Source organism: Duganella sp. LjRoot269, assembly GCF_964254095.1.
GTDB classification, from domain to species: Bacteria; Pseudomonadota; Gammaproteobacteria; order Burkholderiales; family Burkholderiaceae_D; genus Rugamonas; species Rugamonas hordei.
Window position 1 is genome coordinate 1 of record NZ_CAXUSL020000001.1, and the last position, 19,871, is coordinate 19,871.

16 protein-coding genes, 1 pseudogene and 1 other annotated feature are annotated in these 19,871 nt (G+C 55.9%); of the genes and pseudogenes, 9 read left to right on the top strand and 8 right to left on the bottom strand.

Translation table 11 applies throughout. The annotated features are described in order from the left end of the window. The 4 genes from dnaA to ACSQ3S_RS00020 form a co-directional block, all read left to right on the top strand. A partial coding sequence (gene dnaA / locus ACSQ3S_RS00005) for a chromosomal replication initiator protein DnaA (protein WP_176655856.1) occupies positions 1 to 1,398 on the top strand: 1,398 nt, incomplete at its 5' end. A gap of 105 nt (positions 1,399 to 1,503) precedes the next feature. Beyond that, positions 1,504 to 2,610 carry a DNA polymerase III subunit beta gene (dnaN, locus tag ACSQ3S_RS00010; protein ID WP_161084215.1) on the top strand — a complete coding sequence of 369 codons (1,107 nt, stop codon included), beginning with the start codon at positions 1,504 to 1,506 and terminating at the stop codon, positions 2,608 to 2,610. 54 nt (positions 2,611 to 2,664) lie between these two features. Continuing rightward, a complete protein-coding gene (gene gyrB / locus ACSQ3S_RS00015; protein WP_436141230.1) occupies positions 2,665 to 5,169 on the top strand; it encodes a DNA topoisomerase (ATP-hydrolyzing) subunit B in 2,505 nt (834 codons plus the stop codon). Positions 5,170 to 5,671: 502 nt separating this feature from the next. After that, positions 5,672 to 7,651 (top strand): reverse transcriptase domain-containing protein, encoded by a 1,980-nt coding sequence (locus tag ACSQ3S_RS00020; RefSeq protein WP_436141231.1) that lies wholly within the window; start codon positions 5,672 to 5,674, stop codon positions 7,649 to 7,651. A gap of 177 nt (positions 7,652 to 7,828) precedes the next feature. Here the strand turns inward: ACSQ3S_RS00020 and ACSQ3S_RS00025 are convergent. Together ACSQ3S_RS00025 and ACSQ3S_RS00030 are read right to left on the bottom strand one after the other, a co-directional pair. Beyond that, positions 7,829 to 8,153, bottom strand: a pseudogene (locus tag ACSQ3S_RS00025) (helix-turn-helix domain-containing protein); the annotation flags it as partial. Between the two features lie 308 nt (positions 8,154 to 8,461). Continuing rightward, a complete protein-coding gene (locus ACSQ3S_RS00030; protein ID WP_436141232.1) occupies positions 8,462 to 8,890 on the bottom strand; it encodes a hypothetical protein in 429 nt (142 codons plus the stop codon). Positions 8,891 to 8,935: 45 nt separating this feature from the next. On the opposite strand from ACSQ3S_RS00030, the gene ACSQ3S_RS00035 reads away from it, so the two are divergent. Together ACSQ3S_RS00035 and ACSQ3S_RS00040 are read left to right on the top strand one after the other, a co-directional pair. Next, positions 8,936 to 9,787: a hypothetical protein gene (locus ACSQ3S_RS00035; RefSeq protein WP_436141233.1), complete on the top strand. Its 852-nt coding sequence runs from the start codon at positions 8,936 to 8,938 to the stop codon at positions 9,785 to 9,787. A gap of 25 nt (positions 9,788 to 9,812) precedes the next feature. After that, positions 9,813 to 10,367 carry a hypothetical protein gene (locus tag ACSQ3S_RS00040; protein ID WP_436141234.1) on the top strand — a complete coding sequence of 185 codons (555 nt, stop codon included), beginning with the start codon at positions 9,813 to 9,815 and terminating at the stop codon, positions 10,365 to 10,367. A 214-nt stretch (positions 10,368 to 10,581) separates the two neighbouring features. Here ACSQ3S_RS00040 and ACSQ3S_RS00045 read toward each other — a convergent pair whose 3' ends face one another. Together ACSQ3S_RS00045 and ACSQ3S_RS00050 are read right to left on the bottom strand one after the other, a co-directional pair. Beyond that, positions 10,582 to 11,442 (bottom strand): HNH endonuclease, encoded by an 861-nt coding sequence (locus tag ACSQ3S_RS00045; protein WP_436141235.1) that lies wholly within the window; start codon positions 11,440 to 11,442, stop codon positions 10,582 to 10,584. A gap of 17 nt (positions 11,443 to 11,459) precedes the next feature. Then, positions 11,460 to 11,891: a helix-turn-helix domain-containing protein gene (locus ACSQ3S_RS00050; protein ID WP_436141236.1), complete on the bottom strand. Its 432-nt coding sequence runs from the start codon at positions 11,889 to 11,891 to the stop codon at positions 11,460 to 11,462. A gap of 124 nt (positions 11,892 to 12,015) precedes the next feature. Here ACSQ3S_RS00050 and ACSQ3S_RS00055 point away from each other — a divergent pair, with 124 nt between their 5' ends. Continuing rightward, positions 12,016 to 12,246, top strand: a complete 231-nt coding sequence (locus tag ACSQ3S_RS00055) for a hypothetical protein (protein WP_436141237.1) — start codon at positions 12,016 to 12,018, stop codon at positions 12,244 to 12,246. 504 nt (positions 12,247 to 12,750) lie between these two features. Here the strand turns inward: ACSQ3S_RS00055 and ACSQ3S_RS00060 are convergent. After that, the gene (locus ACSQ3S_RS00060) at positions 12,751 to 13,152 is read right to left on the bottom strand and encodes a hypothetical protein (RefSeq protein ID WP_436141238.1); all 402 of its coding nucleotides are present in this window, start codon (positions 13,150 to 13,152) and stop codon (positions 12,751 to 12,753) included. Between the two features lie 279 nt (positions 13,153 to 13,431). Between ACSQ3S_RS00060 and ACSQ3S_RS00065 the strand changes: the two genes are divergently transcribed. Next, on the top strand, positions 13,432 to 13,740 hold the full coding sequence (locus ACSQ3S_RS00065; protein WP_436141239.1) for an HI0074 family nucleotidyltransferase substrate-binding subunit: 309 nt from the start codon (positions 13,432 to 13,434) through the stop codon (positions 13,738 to 13,740). Here the strand turns inward: ACSQ3S_RS00065 and ACSQ3S_RS00070 are convergent. Then, a protein-coding gene (locus tag ACSQ3S_RS00070) for an IS3 family transposase (RefSeq protein ID WP_436141240.1) occupies positions 13,706 to 14,952 on the bottom strand; the annotation gives its coding sequence in 2 pieces (ribosomal slippage) (positions 13,706 to 14,664 and positions 14,664 to 14,952; 1,248 coding nt in all). The two genes, ACSQ3S_RS00065 and ACSQ3S_RS00070, sit on opposite strands and share 35 nt — an antisense overlap. Beyond that, positions 14,558 to 14,674 (bottom strand) — a sequence feature (AL1L pseudoknot). (Overlaps the previous gene by 117 nt.) Before the next feature lie 176 nt (positions 14,953 to 15,128). On the opposite strand from ACSQ3S_RS00070, the gene ACSQ3S_RS00075 reads away from it, so the two are divergent. Next, positions 15,129 to 15,449, top strand: a complete 321-nt coding sequence (locus ACSQ3S_RS00075) for a nucleotidyltransferase domain-containing protein (protein ID WP_436141241.1) — start codon at positions 15,129 to 15,131, stop codon at positions 15,447 to 15,449. Between the two features lie 31 nt (positions 15,450 to 15,480). Here the strand turns inward: ACSQ3S_RS00075 and ACSQ3S_RS00080 are convergent, their stop codons facing one another. Both ACSQ3S_RS00080 and ACSQ3S_RS00085 read right to left on the bottom strand, forming a co-directional pair. Continuing rightward, positions 15,481 to 16,470 (bottom strand): hypothetical protein, encoded by a 990-nt coding sequence (locus tag ACSQ3S_RS00080; protein WP_436141242.1) that lies wholly within the window; start codon positions 16,468 to 16,470, stop codon positions 15,481 to 15,483. 45 nt (positions 16,471 to 16,515) lie between these two features. Beyond that, a complete protein-coding gene (locus tag ACSQ3S_RS00085) occupies positions 16,516 to 19,839 on the bottom strand; it encodes an SNF2-related protein (RefSeq protein ID WP_436141243.1) in 3,324 nt (1,107 codons plus the stop codon). Positions 19,840 to 19,871: the final 32 nt, after the last annotated feature.

The window sequence follows — 19,871 nt, forward strand, 5'->3', positions numbered from 1 at the left end:
ATGGAAAATTTCTGGCAGACCTGCTCCGCCCAGCTGGAGCTGGAGCTGACGCCGCAACAATTCAGCGCGTGGATAAAGCCGCTCATTCCCCTCGACTACGAGGCGGGCAAGTTGCGTGTGGCGGCACCGAACCGCTTCAAGCTGGACTGGGTGAAGACCCAGTTCGCCAGCCGCATCACGGCCCTGGCCTGCCAATACTGGGAAGCGCCGACCGAGGTGCAGTTCGTGCTCGATCCGCGCCTGTCCGCGCCGAAGAAGGCCACCACCGTCGCGCCCGTGCCCGACCACAACGGCGGCGTCCCGAGCGGCAACGCGCGCATGGCCGACCCGGTGCCGTCGGTGCCGGAACTGCCGGCCTCGGCCGCGCCGCGCCGCGAGCAGAGCCGCATCAACACCGACCTGACCTTCGACAGCTTCGTCACCGGTAAGGCCAACCAGCTGGCGCGCGCCGCCGCGATCCAGGTGGCCAACAACCCGGGCGTGTCGTACAACCCGCTGTTCTTCTACGGCGGCGTCGGCCTGGGTAAGACCCACTTGATCCACGCCATCGGCAACCAGGTGATGGCCGACCAGCCGGGCGCCAAGATCCGCTACATCCACGCCGAGCAGTACGTGCGCGACGTGGTGACCGCCTACCAGCGCAAGGGCTTCGACGACTTCAAGCACTACTATCACTCGCTCGACATGCTGCTGATCGATGATATTCAATTCTTCGGCGGCAAGAGCCGCACGCAGGAAGAGTTCTTCTACGCGTTTGAAGCGCTGATCGCCGCCAAGAAGCAGATCATCATCACCTCGGATACCTATCCGAAGGAAATCACCGGCATGGACGACCGCCTGATCTCGCGCTTCGATTCCGGCCTGACGGTGGCGATCGAGCCGCCCGAGCTGGAAATGCGCGTGGCGATTCTGCTCAAGAAAGCCAAGCAGGAAGGCGTGACCTTCTCCGACGACGTGGCCTTCTTCGTGGCCAAGCACCTGCGCTCGAACGTGCGCGAGCTCGAAGGCGCGCTGCGCAAGATCCTGGCGTACTCGCGCTTCCACGGCAAGGACATCACGATCGACATCGTCAAGGAAGCGCTGAAGGACCTGCTGTCGGTGCAGAACCGCCAGATCTCGGTGGAAAACATCCAGAAGACGGTGGCGGACTTCTTCAACATCAAGGTGGCCGACATGTACTCCAAGCGTCGCCCGGCCAACATCGCGCGGCCGCGCCAGATCGCGATGTACCTGGCCAAGGAGCTGACGCAAAAGAGCCTGCCGGAGATCGGCGAGCTGTTCGGCGGCCGCGACCACACGACCGTGCTGCACGCCGTGCGCAAGATCGCGCTGGACCGCACCAAGAACCCGGAATGCAACCACGAACTGCACGTGTTGGAACAGACGTTGAAAGGCTAGCGGGACAGTTGGTTTGCCTTTATGATCTAGGCAAAAATGCACGGCTGCTCACAAGGCAACATTGTTATAAAAATATCGTTTAATCTTTACTATTGAGGATAATCTATGCAATTGGTCAAAACCACCCGAGATACCCTTCTCCGGCCACTGCAGATCGTGAGCGGTATTGTCGAGCGTCGGCACACCATGCCGATTCTGGCCAATATCCTCATCCGCAAAGAGGGCGAAAGCGTATCCTTCCTGTCGACCGACACCGAAGTCCAGATCACCACCAACGCCGACATCGGCTCCGGCAGCGAAGTGACCGGCACCACCGTGGCCGCGCGCAAGCTGCTCGACATCCTGCGCGCGCTGCCTGAATCGGGCGACGTGACGATGACCCTGCTGAACAAGCGCCTGACGGTACAGACCGGCAAATCGCGCTTCGCGCTGCAGACCCTGGCGGCCGAGGAATTCCCGACCGTGCAGCAGGCCGACAGCTACAGCGCCTCCGTCACCCTGCCGCAGAAAACGCTGAAGCACCTGTTCAACATGGTGCACTTCTCGATGGCCCAGCAGGACATCCGCTACTACCTGAACGGCCTGCTGCTGGTCCTGGACGGCAAGAACGTGATCGCCGTGGCCACCGACGGCCACCGCCTGGCGTTTTGCCAGGTCGAGACCGAGCAATCGTTCGAGCGCCAGGAAGTGATCATCCCGCGCAAGACCATCATCGAACTGCAGCGCCTGCTGGAAGAGAACGACGAGACCGTGCAACTGGACATCGCCGCCAACCAGGTCAAGCTGACCTTTGCCGACATCGAGCTGATCTCCAAACTGGTCGAGGGCAAGTTCCCCGACTACACGCGCGTGATCCCGAAAGGCTACAAGAACGAGTTCACGATCGGCCGCGATGAGCTGCTGCGCTCGCTGCAGCGCGCCGCCATCATGACCAGCGACAAGTTCAAGGGTGTACGCTGCATCATCACCCCGGGCAGCATGAAGATCAGCTCGACCAACGCCGACCAGGAAGAAGCGGTCGAGGAACTGGAAATCGACTACGGCGGCGACAGCGTCGACATCGGCTTCAACGTCACCTACCTGCTCGACGTGCTGAACAACCTGAAGTGCGACCAGGTCAACGTGGCCCTGGGCGATTCGAACTCGTCCGCGCTGATCTCGATCCCGGACAATGCCGACTTCAAGTACGTCGTCATGCCGATGCGCATTTGATTTTTTTGCAGCCGCCGTTTGAACACCAGTAATCGATAACAGAGAAAGCAGCACATGTCCGCCATCCCAGAAGAGAATCCAGTACCAGTACCGGCCAAAACCGAAGAATACGGCGCCTCATCGATCCAGATCCTCGAAGGTCTGGAAGCCGTCCGCAAACGACCCGGCATGTACATCGGCGACACCTCGGACGGCACCGGCCTGCACCACCTGGTGTTCGAAGTGCTGGACAACTCGATCGACGAATCGCTGGCCGGCCACTGCACGGAAATCCACGTCACCATCCACTCGGACAACTCGATCTCGATCACCGACAACGGCCGCGGCGTGCCGACCGGCCTGAAGATGGACGACAAGCACGATCCGAAGCGCTCCGCCGCCGAGATCGTCATGACCGAGCTGCACGCCGGCGGCAAGTTCGACCAGAACTCGTACAAGGTCTCCGGCGGCCTGCACGGCGTGGGCGTATCGTGCGTCAACGCGCTGTCCAAGCTGCTCAAGCTGACCATCCGCCGCGACGGCAAGGTGCACTACATGGAATTCGTCCGTGGCGTGCCGCAGAACCGCGAACTGGAAGAGAAGGACGGCTTCGCCGTCTCGCCGATCAAGGTCATCGGCGAAACCGACAAGCGCGGCACCGACGTGCACTTCTGGGCCGACGAGGAAATCTTCACCCACGTCGAGTTCCACTACGAGATCCTGGCCAAGCGCATCCGCGAGCTGTCGTTCCTGAATAACGGCGTCAACATCAAGCTGACCGACCAGCGCACTGGCAAGGAAGAAATCTTCGCCTTCGAAGGCGGCACCCGCGGCTTCGTCGAGTACATCAACAAGGCCAAGACCGTGCTGCACCCGACCGTGTTCCAGGCCACCGGCGAGCGCATGTCGGACCAGGGCACCAACATCTCGGTGGACGTGTCGATGCAGTGGAACGACGCCTACAACGAGCAGGTGCTGTGCTTCACCAACAACATCCCGCAGCGTGACGGCGGCACCCACCTGACCGGCCTGCGCGCCGCGATGACCCGCGTCATCAACAAGTACATCGACGAGCAGGAATTCGCCAAGAAGGCCAAGGTGGAAATCTCCGGCGACGACATGCGCGAAGGCCTGACCTGCGTGCTGTCGGTCAAGGTGCCGGAGCCGAAGTTCTCGTCGCAGACCAAGGACAAGCTGGTGTCGTCCGAAGTGCGCGGCCCGGTCGAAGAGATCGTCGCCAAGACGCTGTCGGACTACCTGCAGGAAAAACCGAACGACGCCAAGATCATCTGCGGCAAGATCGTCGAAGCGGCGCGCGCGCGCGAAGCGGCCCGCAAGGCCCGCGACCTGACCCGCCGCAAAGGCGTGATGGACGGCCTGGGCCTGTCGGCCAAGCTGGCCGACTGCCAGGAAAAAGACCCGGCGCTGTGCGAACTGTACATCGTCGAGGGTGACTCCGCAGGCGGCTCCGCCAAGCAGGGCCGCGACCGCAAGTTCCAGGCCATCTTGCCTCTCCGAGGCAAGGTATTGAACGTGGAGAAGGCGCGCTTCGAGAAGATGCTGTCGTCCGAGCAGATCACCACGCTGATCGCCACGCTGGGCACGTCGATCGGCCCGGACGAATTCAACGTCGAGAAGCTGCGCTACCACCGCATCATCATCATGACCGATGCGGACGTCGACGGCGCCCACATCCGCACGCTGCTGCTGACCCTGTTCTACCGTCAGATGCCGCAATTGGTCGAGCGCGGCCACATCTACATCGCGCAACCGCCGCTGTACAAGGTCAAGGCCGGCCGCGACGAGCGCTACCTGAAGGATGACGCCGAAGAAGCGAGCTACATGATGAACGTGGCGCTGAACACCGCCGCGCTGACCCCGCGCGAAGGCGCCGATCCTATCGTCGGCGAGCCGCTGGGCGAGCTGGTGCGCCAGTTCAACCTGGCCAACGTCATCATGATGCGCCTGACGCGCGTGATCGACCGCGCCGCGCTGACCGCCATCATGACCGGCGTGACCCTGAACCTGGACACGCAAGAGCAGGCCGAAGCATCGGCCCGCGCGATGATGGGCGAGATCAACGACATCGCGGTCAAGATCACGGTGATTTCGGATGAACTGTCCGAGAAGCACGCGCTGCGCATCGAGCGTATGCATCACGGTAACATCAAGGTCAGCTCGATCGACGCCGACTTCGTGCAAGGCGCCGACTACAACGTGCTGGCCAGCGCGGCCGCCACGTTCAAGGGCCTGATCGGCGAAGGCGCCTACGTGCGCCGCGGCGAAGGCGATCGCACCAAGGAATCGGCCGTGGTCGACTTCCACCAGGCGATGCAGTGGCTGCGCGACGAGGCGGAGCGTGTGGTGTCCAAGCAGCGCTACAAAGGTCTGGGCGAGATGAATCCGGATCAGCTGTGGGAGACCACCATGGATCCGACCGTGCGCCGTTTGCTGAAGGTGCAGATCGAGGATGCGATTGCTGCGGACCAGATCTTCACTACGTTGATGGGTGATGACGTGGAACCGCGCCGGGCGTTCATTGAGAACAATGCGCTGCGGGCTGGTAACATTGACGTCTAATTTGTCGGGTGACGCAGAAAGTGAAAACTATGCCGTGTTAGTGAAAAAACCGTGACACAGATAATGAAAAAACCAACCGGCGAGGTTGGTTTTTTTTCATTCGCCCCAGCCTATCAAATTGAATAACGCGAAGTGGTCACGCGGTACTTGCTGGCTCCAGAAGCGCAACGCAGTTGGATCGAATTATCTTGCTTCTTTTCCGTTTGATCATAAATTGGATGAGATCGCGAACGACGGCATCCACCTCTTTATCTGTATTCAATTCCGCAGCACGTATACGACGAACTTCGACGCCCTCATAGGTGAGCGGAATCAGCGTCAGTTTAAGTGTTTGCCATCATTCCCAATTATAATGTTGCAAAAAATAAAATTACGAGATAAAATAAAATGCCATTCCAAGCGGAGCTTAACTAGGCTTGCGTTAACGTCAGCTTTTCATGAGGTACCCCCGTTTCCGCGCTCTCGAAAGTTATGTGTAGCGCGTATGATGTAAAGGAGAAAGATGCTTGGAATGGCTCCTTCTTCTCCTTGTCCGATGCCAAATATAACCTCAATAAACGCAGCACTACCCAAGATATTGGTGCAAGAATTTTCGGGGCGCATCTTGGGAATGCCTTACGACGACTTAAAGAAAGTCGTTTACCCAAAGCCACGTTACCGAAGCTTCGTTATTTCAAAACGCAATGGCATGCCGCGTGCAATAGATGAGCCTCTTAAAGAATTGAAATCTTTTCAGAGGCAAATTCTATCCTATTTGGAATCCCTTTCGAGTGAACCGCAAGATTGCGTTCACGGTTTCGTTAAGAATAGAAGTATTTTGACCAATGCCCAACAGCATTGCAGTCCTCGGACCAAGCATATCCTGAACATTGATCTTGAAGATTTTTTTCCTTCAATTACATTTAAGCGCGTGCGTGGGGCTCTCCGGAAGCACCCATTTTATTTCTCTCACCAGGTCGCCTCATTGGTAGCACATATATGTACTCGCGAGGGAATTTTGCCTCAAGGGGCGCCAACATCTCCGTTCATCTCGAATTTGATTTGTCGGGGCCTAGACCGTGACCTGAGAAATCTTGCCAGAAAGAATCGTGCTATATACACCCGATATGCGGACGACATCACTTTTTCTTTTAGTCACCCGCATAAGGAAAAATTACCACACAACGTCTGCGTATGGGATTCAGGCAAAGTCAGCGTAGGCGATGTGCTGAATCAAACCGTGGTAAATCATGGATTTACGATAAACGCTGCAAAGACTAGGCTCAGCGATAAATACACCAAAATGGAAGTCACAGGGCTGACCATAAACAAATTCCCTAACGTATCGCGTCGATTTGTCGACCAAATAAGAGGTGCTCTACATGCTTGGGAGACGTATGGATACGAGGATGCCCAAAAAAGTTGGGAAGGGAAGGTCTTGGCATCCACTGGTAAGCCGATCAGGGAACGGGCGTGGCAACGGCAAACACGTATTGACGTCCCTCCAAGATTGAAGAACCTAATTTGGGGACGCTTGCTTTATTTAGGCATGGTTCGTGGGAAAGATGATCTGTTGTATACGCGCCTCGCAGAGAGATATAATTTCTTATGCGATATAGAACGGGTTGACAAGACATTTATCGCCCCCTCTTTGAAAGTCGAGCCAGTGGCTCAGGATTTAAAAACTGCAGAAGACGCTATCTTCGTGGTGAAGTGGGATGGCAAAATAGGCGTTGATGCGGTTGGGGGAGAAGGTACTGCATTTGCATACAAAGAATTAAATTTCCTTGTAACTTGCAACCATGTCCTAGAGGATGTGTATAGTGAACATAAATTTCATACAGATTATTTGTCTACTGACGTTATAGAAAAAAATCTGATCCTAATAAGACCGAAATCCAAAGAGTCATTTCCAGCTCGAGTCTTATATAGAAACAAACAATTCGACATCGCCATTCTAGCATTCGATATGGAAACACTGCCATCGCACACATATTTCGCGAGCACACCAGTAGCCATCGAAGTTGGGGCGCCAGGAAAACTCATAGGTTTTCCATCATATCGCAGGTGGAATCCCCCCGACTTTCTCGACGAAAAAGTGCTCAATCTGCTCGAACCGAATAGAGGTCAAAAATTACTTTCCATCACGGGGGCTGGCTCGATCCGACCAGGAAATAGTGGGGGTCCATTCGTCGATTCTAGCTTTCGAGTCGCCGGTGTTGCTTTGCAGGGAGCTTATCTTGGTAGTGGTCACGATATCTGTTTAGCGTCGTCTGTGCTTGATCAACTCATTCAGACATGGCGTGATCATGCTACTCCTGAACTGGAGGTTTTACATACCCTTCGCATTGCCCCAAAAATTATAGAGGCAATTGTTGTTCCGATTACTATGCCCATATTAATTCATGCATCCCCCGAACTCACACAAAACTCAAATTGGTGGGCCCGCACAATCTTTTCAATTCTGAGGATAGCTGGACGTATCCGTGATTTTTTGAAATAATTTTTCAATTAGCAGAGTACGTCAGACATGCCGGTTACAGCCCGACAGCAGCGTTCCAGTCTGCGACATACATATAAACCCGCTGAAATTCACTGGGTAAAAGTACCCTGTTATGAGCGATGAAATGTCGTACTGTTCGTTTGCTGGCAGGATTGACCCTCTCAGTTTGCCCCTCCCGCCATACCCTCGCGAACGCCGCCACCCTGTCGTAAGACCCCTCGAATCCCAATTCCTTCAAGTCTTCATGGATCTGTTTCAGCGTGCGCCGCTGCTTGCGTGACTTGGCCGCCTCGGTCTTAAGCAGTGCTGAAAGCTGGAATGCGTATTTATCGATGGCACGGCTGGAACGCCGCTCAGCGTAAGCTGGCTCGATGGTTTCCGACCGCAGATAGCGTCGGACGGTGTTTCTAGAAATGCCCAGACGCCTGGCGATCTCTCTCAATGGGACCTGGTCGCGAATGTGCCAGCGTCGAATAATGCCTAGTAATGCCACGTCGATCACTCCGATTCCCCACTCAATATCCTGAGCAGGATTGTGTCTTATACGTGGGTCAGTTCGGTTTGCAAATTATGCGGTGAAGTGGGTCAGATTTCGCTGCAAATCAACACCGGGGCTTCATTGTGGCAGTACACGCTGGGCTGATTCGATATCAGAATTACCGAACACGCACTACTCATGAGTTTTTTTTAGAGACGCTCATAAGTTGTGACAATTGGTGAGCTTTTTCACAAAATAAACAGGTATATTTAATTTAAATATTATGAAAAATTAAAAAAATGATATCCATGTGGAAAATCGAAAAAAAATAACTATAGCGCTTGCAAGACAACTTGATCCGTTTTACCTTCCGCGAGATCAATTAACCCCTGAGAGAATTGGTCAATTTGGGAGACATCTGCAATGAGGTGTATAGATGCGAAATCCATTTCAGTTGAAATTACATCACTATAAATCGAATATAAATCTATTTTTATACGAACCTTTCCCATTTCATTCATTCTAAACTCAGCAAAGAAATGCGGAGAATTTTCCATTTCCGGGCCAATCAATATTTGAGGAGCAGCGTTCTTTTGCGAAAAGTGGTCATTAAAATCTTGCTGAAATTTATTAGCAGCAATTGAAATGTTTTTAAAATCACTGTAAACCAGCGACTTAAATATAATTTCTTCTTTTGAAATTTTTATTTCTAACATTAATTCGCAATCTTCAGCAATATTTTTAAAACTAAAGCCATTCATAACGTTTCCTTTGAGAAGCAATACCTATTTAAAGTACAACAAAATATGAGTTTTTATCAAAAAAAATCAACTTTTTTTTTCACCGCTGTAGCATTAACAGTAGTTTTTTTGGTTTTATGGGCAAGCAAAGATGATCAGAATTCGGATACACCAAAACCTATTTACAGAATAACATCGCAGCCCGTTGTTTCTACAAAAATTGCCCCCGCCCCCACCTCATCAACTAGAGATGTCAGTGGAGAGTGTAAGGCGCCTTCGTTTTATGGCTCTGATGTTTCCTATTCTACGCCGAGTTCTGATAGCTCTGCTAGCGATATTGTAAATTCTTATAAAAATATTGATGCAATTCTATCCAAAAAAGAAAAAGATCCAATTTCGAATATTATTTTATTTAAATTAATTTCCTACTGTCCAAGCTCAAATGCTGATGAATGCCCCACTATCAATCCAAAATCTTTATATAAAGATACCCCTATAGAACTCCTAGAAAAAGCGGCGGAGCTCGGGTCTGTGGAAGCAAAACTGATGTACGCCTTGAATGCTCCATTGGCCGAATTTCGCATTCGCAAAAGCCGACCTGAAGACGGTGAGCTGCTCGCTAGAAAAATTACTTTAACAGCAGAGCGATTGGGAAATGAAGCAGCACGTTCGGGAAATCTAGACGCTATTCGATATATGAGCCACTCATATGAAAATGGACAGTTCGGTTTTCGCGATATTGAACGTGCCTATTCTGTAGCACTTCCACTTTTAAACTCTAGCGTCGAAGATATAGCATATGTCGATGCGTTGCAAAGGAAACTCAATCCTTTGCAGCGAAACGCAGCTGTGCGTTTTGCTTTTGGTTGCAAGGAGGAAATAGGTAGGAAAACTGTTAGTCCATTTAGTAAAAACTAGCTTTTTATAACATGAGGGTAGAGAAATGAATTTTAAATTATTAATAAAAGTAGCTTATATCAGTGCCATAATTATTGGTGGTCATAGCGCAGCATATGCTCAAACCAGTGTCATTGTAAATGGGGAAAGAGAATTTTGCTACGGTGATTGTGGTGGAATACCGCCAACTTTGAATGTCGGGTATCCTACTGTTGGCACGAGTGGGCCTGGGGGAGGAAACTCCGCTGCGGGCTTCGATGATAGCACTAGAGGTACTCAGCCTCTTTTTAATCGCCAGCCGGGTTGCCAGCGAGAGGGATACTTTTATGCCGAGGTTAATGCGTTATTATTTGCCGGACAACCACCTGGTCTCATCATTATGCAAAGCTTTGGAGATCCTCTTTTCTCCGATCCAGGATGGAGAAAGTTTCAAGTTGAGAGGGTCTATGTGCAATGGAAGGTAGAGACACAACGGAACATTGAGTGGCGAACTCAGATCCATTATATGTATAACCTCAATACTGGAACTTTTGCTCAAGTGAAACTGAAAAATTCATATGAGTACGGCTGCATTGGTGTTCCGAAGGCAGCAGGCGCGTAGATCTTGGTGGCTGATTCACGCGCCAAGATGTCGCACATTCGATTTCTAAGTTGCTGATAACTTTCTTTCCTTCTATCCATTCTGGTTTTCAACGATTTTTTAGTAAATTGTTGAAAACCTACTCCTACCCAATTTTCTTCGCCCGAATATTCAGGCCTGAAACTATCCCTTGGTGAGGTCGCCCGCTACAAAAGTTGCTGAGCAAGCACCTCCGTTAATCGCGCTCAAGATCACGCAAGCGTTCTTGCAACGCCGCATTTTTTTCTTTGCCCTCCACTCCAAAATGGAGTTCTCGATGGCACGCAGGACAAACGGCCCCAACAAATCGCGGATGATCGGGGCCACCATCGGATACCCGGGTGGTGTGATGCGGTTCAAGATAAGGGGTTCCGTTTTTTCGAACAAAGGGAGCCGGCCGATCGCATGACTCGCATCTCCCTGCAGCCCGCATCAATACGTAGTCTCGGACTGCTTTACTTCGCACGTATAGCATCCGTGCTGCCGATTCTTTTGCAGGCGCCGCGCCGCCTGCGGCAGCAGCTAAGGCAATGCGGCGCGCATCCGCCAACGTTATGCTGATTGCGGCGTGCGCATCCCCATCATCGCCAGCGGCGTCTTCAATGGCGCGTGCATCCGCCACAGCGACCAGTCGAAACACGATCAGGCGGCGTATCTCGCCATTGCGATCCGGCCCTGGCATGAATTTGTGACCCGCGTAAACAAATTCGCCTAAGTACTTCTGCCCTTTACTCTTTCCTAAAGACTGAAACAAGTGGAGTGCGCGCCCATCATTGCTATGTTCAAGAATGGCGCGATTACCGCGGACAAATTCCATATCGCCGATTTGGCCTTCACCGGTGTACGAAAAAGACCGGACACCTTGCGCATCCACTTCTTCTTCATCCGCATAGCCATACTGGCTGCCAGTATCACCGGTAAAGATAAATATGGCATCTACCGCACTCGATGGCGCAATGCCACTTTGAAAGCTACCACCGAAGGGGCCATGAATGTGGCGCCGACGGTCATAAACATCGCCCACCGTGAAGTGGGGAATCGGCTTGGGTTGCGTCATACTGGATGTCATATGCGCTACTTCTTACCTTCCGCCACGGCGGCGAGTTTGGCGCACATGTCCGTGACCCAACCGAGCACCCAGACGCGATCTTCTTCGCTTAGCGTATTTAAGGACTCGGCAAGACCAATGGCCTGGTCCATCGCGCGGGCGGAACCGGCGCGCACCAGTACGTCGAGCGGCACGTCGAAAATATCCGCCAGGTCGATCAGCCGGAGTAACGGCGGCAGCGTGGCGCCGCGCTCGAAGCGTGAAATGGTTTCCTGCTCCACCCCAATCAGCGCCGCCACTTGCTCTTGGGTTAGATTCCGGGCGATACGCTGCTTGGCCAATGCCTTGCCTATCCTCTTGGCAAATTGCCCTTCCTGCCGCGCCGTAACCATATTCCACATTCCATGATGAGTAACCACATGAATAGTGGTTCCATGGAGAAATTTTAGCAACGACACAGTATGTGGCCACACCACACAGAATGAATTAAACAGTGAACTCAACTATAAATCTGAGGTCAAAGAGGTTCAGGGCATATTTTGATAACTTGGTCGTAAAACACACCGCTGTGGAGGAAAAATCATGCGTCAGAATAATCGTAGATGTGACATCGAGACGGCAGGAAAACTGCAGGACGTTCGAAATTTGATGAGGGCATTTGGTAGCTCAGCTGCTGAGCGTTTCGGGAAAATGAACTTAATGCCATCCGAGCTTATTCAGACAGCTATCTCTTCAAAATATGAGCGCCGCCAACGTCTGCGTCGCGTGACGGATCGCCCAGAAGGAGCCGACCCAATACCATTTTATCGGTAAAGAAAAATGACGAAATTAAGCAAACCCATCACGCGCTTCGGCTTGACATAGGCGTCGTTAAAGGCGTTGTGATAGAAATGCCACAGCTTCCCCATTAGGCCGGCACGCGTGTGAAGAACAGATGCTTCTTACCTTCGCGCGGATCATCACCTTGTCATACATTAGTCCGCATACTCATGCGTCGCAGGATGTCAGCGGCAGCGACGCCGAGGATTTGGCAGCGCGTAATGTCACTTCCTTGCCGTGCTGCCCTAACTTCTCCTGGCGCGCTGATGATTCCTGGTCGCCCCCACTGTTTCCGTGTCGCGGCTACGCCTTGGAAACCGCTCAGTCTGCAACTCCGCAGCTGATACAGGGCACGCATGACGCTCGATACACTGACGGCGAGCGGATCTCGGATTTACTTTGAATGCTTCAGAATGCGTACACGGAACTGGACATACTGTGCCCTTCAAAAAAACTCACAGACGTTGGCTATTGGAGCTTTGTAGAATTGAATCAATCCTATGGGTAGAACACCAGGTCTGGAACCGTTCCGACGAGGGCTTCCGCTGTAGCATAAAAAACCTTTCCTAATGCCCGTAAACATGGCGAGATTTCGACAACGGCACCCGTCTTATATGCCCCAGCCGATGTGCAATCAGCTCGACCGGCGAGGGCACCCATCTTGGTCTCGTGTTCGTGCAAATACAATTCCGACCTCGATCCACCCTCTTGCACGTAGACGTATGATGGTGTTGAGTTTTCTTTCAACAATGCGGCACTGTCTTGATCAATAGTGATACGTACTTGTCCCCCTGGCAAGCACTCGTATTGGATTGTCCCTTTCGACGTCATGACATAGAGAGCGGTGACGATCGCGTCTTCCTGGTTTAAAAATATCTTGGACACAGAGGTCTTGGTCATCGGTTGCTCCTGATATGAACCGCGAAAGCAAGATATGTGCGGAGCCGCGCTATCGCAGGCAGACTTCGCAGGTGCACAATATTGCCGCGCCAGCTCAGCCCACATCAGCTACTTTCTTACCTCGCAGGGCCAAATTAGTTAGACCTCCGTTTAACTAGAAATATCTTTTGCCTGGCAAAAAACTTAACGAGCAACTGGAATACCCTTCTTCAGCAAGCCTTATCGCCGACATGAGATGAAGAGCCTATAATGTAAACGACAACGTTCACAATCACCATCATGAGCAACCGTCTGGCCGAACGCGTTCACGATTTTCTGACCGCCGTGACAAGGCTGGAAGAGGCACTCGCGCAGCCCGAAAACTCCTTCATGCGCGATGCCACGATTCAGCGCTTTGAGTTCACTTATGAGTTGGCGTGGAAGGCGCTCAAGCTATGGCTGGAGACCAAGGACATCACCGTGTTGAACGCAAAAGACACTCTGCAGGCGGCACTTGAGCAAGGGCAGTTGGCCGATGGAAACGGCTGGAGTCAGTTTGAATCGCCCCGGAAATTTAGGAGGCCGTTTGGTGTGAGTCAGGTGACATAGCCTGCTCGGATAGTTGTCGATAGTAGTTTGCCTCAGCTTCGGCCAGCGGTATATAGCCAAGCGGTTCGAGTAAGCGATGATGATTGAACCAGGTCACCCATTCCAGCGTCGCCAATTCGACGGCCTCGCGCGTCTTCCAGGGAGCACGGCGATGTATCAGCTCTGCCTTGTACAGGCCGTTGATGGTCTCGGCCAACGCGTTGTCGTAGCTGTCGCCCTTACTTCCAACAGAGGGCTCAACCCCGGCTTCGGCCAGGCGCTCGCTGTAGCGAATGGAAACGTATTGCGAGCCCCTATCGCTATGATGAATCAAGGCATCGTCACACTCGGGTTGGCGGGCGTACAGCGCCTGTTCCAAGGCATCCAAGACGAAGTCGGTGCGCATCGAACTGCTGACGCGCCAGCCCACGATACGCCGAGCAAAGACATCAATCACAAAGGCCACATAGACAAAGCCTTGCCAGGTCGATACGTAGGTGAAATCGGACACCCAGAGCTGGTTAGGTCGCTGTGCTTTGAACTGGCGGTTGACCCGGTCCAGCGGACAAGGTGCGGCCGCATTGCCGATAGTGGTCTTCACGACCTTGCCCCGCATCACCCCGCGCAGGCCGGCGTGGCGCATCAAGCGTTCGACGGTGCACCGGGCTGCCTCAATGCCTTCGCGACGCAGCTGGCGCCAGACTTTTTCGGCACCGTAGACCTGCATGTTGGCTTGCCATATGCGTTCAATTTGAGGGACCAATACCTCATCACTCTTTGCGCGGGCACAGCGCAAAGCCGGATTGCGCCGCTGCGCGGCGTAACGCCAGTAGCCGGACGGGGCGACCTGCAGGACTTTGCAAATCGACTCGACCCCATACGCTCGGCGGTGCTGGTCGATGAACATTCTCACGATTTGAAGCGACGGTCGAGCTCCGCCTGGGCGAAAAACGCGCTGGCCAGACGCAGGATTTCATTCGCCTTGCGTAGTTCCTTAACTTCGCGCTCCAGCGCTTTTAGGCGCTCGCTTTCAGCGGTGGTGATGCCCTCACGCTGGCCTGTGTCACGCTCACGTTGGCGCACCCAGCGACGCAAAGTTTCCGAGGTACAGCCAATCTTGGCTGCGATGGACGTGATGGCGGCCCACTGCGACTCGTACTCGCTGCCGGCCTCTTGGACCATGCGCACGGCGCGCTCCATCACTTCGGGGGAATATCGGACTGATTTTTTCATGGTGGCTCCATTTTCTCAAATGTTGGAGCCTCCTTCAAACCCGGGGTGATTCAGTTACATCGCATGCGGAATCTCACCAGTCATACTTACGATGAAGCACAAGCCGTACAGGTGTATCGTTTTATCAAAAACGACGGCTTTCAGTTATTCCGCGCATTGGCGGACAAGGCGCGCACGTGGAAAACTTAGCGGACAAGACTTTGACATTCGGCCTGAGCGCTCCGATTTTGGATTCGCTGCGGCAGGTGTTTTCGCAGTTTCCCAATATCGACCGCGTGCTGATCTATGGTTCGCGCGCGCGAGGCGACTTTCGCCCCCACTCGGATATCGATATGGCCGTGTTGGCACCCACGATGACACCATCCGAATTCTCACGTCTTTGGATGGCGTTGGACGATCTGCCCATACTTTTCAGACTGGATGTTTCGCTGCATCATGACGTCGCCGATCCTCAGCTGAAACACAATATGCTGGCAGACGGGGTAACCCTGTATTGAGACAATAAATAACTGCGCACCCCGGCGGCGCTCAGAGCAAACCCGCCTTGTGCAACCGGTTGCGCCATGCCTGGCGCTTGCCATTGGCGGCCAGCTGGCGCGCGAGCGCGGCGTCGAATTCGTCGCGGCGGCCAGCGGCCGCCAGCGCCTGGGCCAGCTCGATCACGGCCGATTCGGCCTGCGTATAGGAAGCGCCGGTGGCGCGCAGCAGCAGCTGTTCGATTTCCGCCCAGACTGCCTCCGACCGCGACGCCACCTCCGCCAGCCGCTTGCTCCGCTCCAGTTGCGCCTTTTTCTCGCGCCGCGCGCGTTGGCGCCGCTCCTTGTCCAGACGCAGCCGTTCCGCCGCTTCGCGGCCCTCCTCGATCTGCGCCACCGTGCGCCGCACCCCGCTGGCGGAAACCGCCACACTCAGCAAATCCGGGTCCAGCATCAGGAATTCCGTCAGCGCCGCCTGGGCCGGCGTCGGCGCGGGCAAGCCGGACGGTGAAGCTGGCTCTAGCGCCTCATCGTCCAGCTCGCACGAGCAGAGCCGCGCCATCCAGCCCAGATACAGCGGCCGCAGGTCTCCGCTCATCACTTCCTCACGCAGTGGCAGCAAGCGCGCCATCCAGTCGCGACCGTCTTCGAAGTTAAAGCGTTCGCTGTCGCCACTACCCAGATCCAGCGACCAGGTCAGTATCCAGCGTCCTTCCTGCTCCGAGATCGCGAATGACGAGCCGCCGTAGCCGCCGTGATCCCGGCCGCCGCTAAATTCCAGCACGGTGGCACGATCCAGGGTCTCCAACGGCACGCCCAGCATGAAGTGGCAACAACCCCAATTTGCCGAATAGACGTGCGCGTCGAAATGGCGCGCCATCCAGTCGAGCGGCTCGGCCTTCAAATCGCCCCAATGGTATTCGTTGATGAAGCTGGTCGACGTGATGTCGGCGCGCGTCGAGCAGGCGCGCAGTTCGGCCCGCTGGGCGGCGCTGAGGGGCTGTTCCAGCGCGCGGAACTCATAGTATTGGTATTCGCTCACCGCTTGTTCCGTTCAGACGACAATCGGTTCATTATACCGGCGCGCCTAAGCTAGGCTGCCTGACAGTACTCCCAGCAAATCCTCCGCCGTGATCTGCAAGCCTTGCGTTTCGCCACCGGCCAGCACCGCGTCGGCGAGGCCGGCCTTGGTGCGTTGCAGTTCCTGGATTTTTTCCTCCAGCGTGCCCCGTGCAATCAGGCGGTAGACAAACACCGGCTTGTCCTGGCCGATGCGCCAGGCGCGGTCGGTGGCCTGGTTTTCCGCCGCCGGGTTCCACCACGGGTCGTAGTGGATCACAGTGTCGGCCGCAGTCAGGTTCAAGCCCACGCCGCCCGCCTTCAGGCTGATCAGGAACACCGGCACCTCGCCGCCCTGGAACGCGTCGACCTGGGCGGCGCGGTCGCCGGTGTCGCCGGTCAGCAAGGCATATGGCACCGCCCGCGCCTGTAATTCCGCCTCGATCAGCGCCAGCATGCTGGTGAACTGCGAAAACACCAGCAACTTGCGGCCTTCGGCCAGCAGTTCGTCGACCAGTTCCATCAGCACCTGCAGCTTAGCCGATGGCGCATTGGCCTTTAGCGCGCCGCCGGCCTTCAGCAGCCGCGGATCGCAGCACACCTGGCGCAGCTTGAGCAACGCATCGAGGATGACGATCTGGCTGCGCGCCACGCCTTTGCGGGCGATCTCCTCGCGCACCTTGCTGTCCATCGCCAGCCGCACCGTTTCGTATAGATCGCGCTGGGCGCCGGCCAGTTCGACCATGCGCACCATTTCCGTTTTGGACGGCAACTCCTTGGCCACGTTGTCCTTGGTCCGCCGCAACATGAACGGCTTGATGCGACGTATCAGCAAGGCGTTGCGCTCGCCGTCGCCGTCCTTTTCGATCGGCTTGCGGAAATCGGCGTTGAAGATTTTCTCGTCGCCGAGCAGCCCCGGCATCAGGAAGTGGAACTGCGACCACAGCTCGCCCAAGTGATTCTGCATCGGCGTGCCGGTCAGGCACAAACGGTGCCGTGCCTGCAACAGGCCGGCGGTCTGCGCCGCCTTGGAACGGCTGTTCTTGATGTACTGGGACTCATCCAGTATCAACAGATGGAAGCGCTGCTGGCGCAACACTTCCTCGTCGCGCGGCAGCAGCGCGTAGGAAGTCAGCACCAGGTCGGCCTGGCCGATTTCGTCAAAGCGCTGCAGACGATCCGGCCCCGTCAAGGCCAGCACCCGCAGGCCGGGCGTGAAGCGCGCCGCCTCTTCCTGCCAGTTGGTCATCAGGCTGGTCGGCGCGACCACCAGCGCCGGAACGTCGAGGCGGCCAGCCTCCTTTTCAGTCAGAATATGGCTGAGCGTCTGGATGGTCTTGCCCAATCCCATATCGTCGGCCAAGATGCCGGCCAAGCCGTATTCGCGCAGGAACTGCATCCATGCCAGTCCCTCGCCCTGATACGGACGCAGCTGCGCTTGCAGGCCGGCCGGCGCCTGCACCACCCGCACGCGCTCGAACGCGGCCAGCTTGCGGCCCAGCGCACGCGAGCGTTCGCCGCCCATCCAGCGTAGTTGCGCGACGGCCTCCAACTCGGCCAGCCGCGCCGCGTCCAGCGCCGGCAGGCGCAGCGCATCGCCGATGCGGTCGGTGAAGTACAACTCACCCAGCGTACGCAGGATGGGCTTGACGCGTCCCCATGGCAGCGCCACCCGCACGCCGTCCGGCAAGGCGGCCAGCAGCGGCTCGTCGTCACCGCGCGCTTCCAGCGCGGCGGGTTCGAAATCGCGCGGCGCCTGGCGTATCAATTGCACCAGCACCGGCAGCAGCGGCACCTGCTTGCCGTTGACGACGATGCCCAGCTCCAGTTCCAGCCAGGCGCTACCGCTATCCTCGTCGCCCACCTGCGCATACCAGTCGTCGATGCCGGCCAGGTCGAAGCGGAAGCCCGGCGCCAGTTCGATCAGCCATCCTTGAGCCCGCAATGACGGCAGCGTCTGGCCGACAACGTCCAGCCATGCGCGTTCGGACGCAAGGTGCAGTTCGCCTTGCGGGGCTCCCGGCACCAGCCGCTCCGTCGCCGGTTCATGGAAGCCGGCTGCCCGCAGCACAGACCACGCCGCTGCTTCATCCTCCTGGTGACGAACAATTGTTTCGATGCCCGTATCGCCCGCCCGTATCAACTCGATGTGCGGATCGGCACCTACGCGCTGGCCGTCATATTCGAAGGCCAGCATGCCGTAATCCCCATGTGTCGCGCCGCCTGGCGCGGCATACAACGGCGCGCTGCCCAGCGTCAGCACCGGTTTGGGCTTTATGCCAGTACGCGACACGGCGTCCAGCCCGGGCAATGGCAACAGGCCTTTCAGGCTGGTGGACAGCAGTTCGACGGCGAACGGCGCCACATGGGCGGGCGCCAGCCGCGGTGCGCCGGCGACCAATGCCAGCCATTCCTTCATCGACAGCACGGCGAAGGCATCGGGCAGGTTCAGCGCTCCGATATTGCCCGCCGTCACATACATCGGCGGCGAGGACGGCAACACGTGCTCGATGGCGGCGCCGTCCTCGAATTCCCAATGCAGCCGCAGGCTGGCTTGGGCGTCCTGGGTGGCGTGCCACCCCAACCGGCCGGCGCGGATTGGGCCGTGCCGCAGTTGCCGCAGCCCTGAACGCAGATCCTCCTTGTCTCCGGCCTGGTAAAGCACGCCCATCTCGCACAACTGCGATAGTAGCCGGGCCGCGCCGTGACCGGCCGGTTCCAGTGTCGGGGTCCCCCAGATACTCGTCATCAAGCCGATAAAGGTCGAGGCTGGAACGCGATCTTCCTCCCGCAGAAATGCCGGTGGCGTGTTGTGGAAGCCATACAGATCACTGATCGGCGTCGCCGTGCGGATTACGCCGTCGGCCGCAATGCGTCCTTTGTACATCCCCAAGCGCAGCGGACCGTTGCCCGGCTGCGGCATCAGCACGAAAACAAGCCGGTGGTTGACCTTGGGAGGCGGCTTGACCATCTTTTTCTGGCGTCGCGCCAATTCAGTCTGGTACTCGACGTTGGCCAGCCATTTGCTCATCTCGTAAGGCAGCCCCTGGTCGGCCCGCAGAAGTTCGGCACCGGCCTCCGCCTCGCAGACCGCCAGCAACACCGCCACCACGTGCTTGCAGTTATGCGCCATGGGGCAGCTGCAGTCGCCGTCGAAGTGGCGCCGTTGGCCGCGGTAGACCATCTTGATGGATTGCCGGTAGGGGCTGGCCGAGTTGCCACTGACCTTGCCCTTGATGACGCCGCCGTCGAGACTGGCCTCCTTGACCAGGTTACGGCGATGGTAATCGGCGCCACGAGAGTAAGTGGCGCTGTCAAACTGACTGCGTACATCGTCGGTGGTAAACAGCATGAAGCAAGGGTGAGGCTAGCCCACGTTGATGG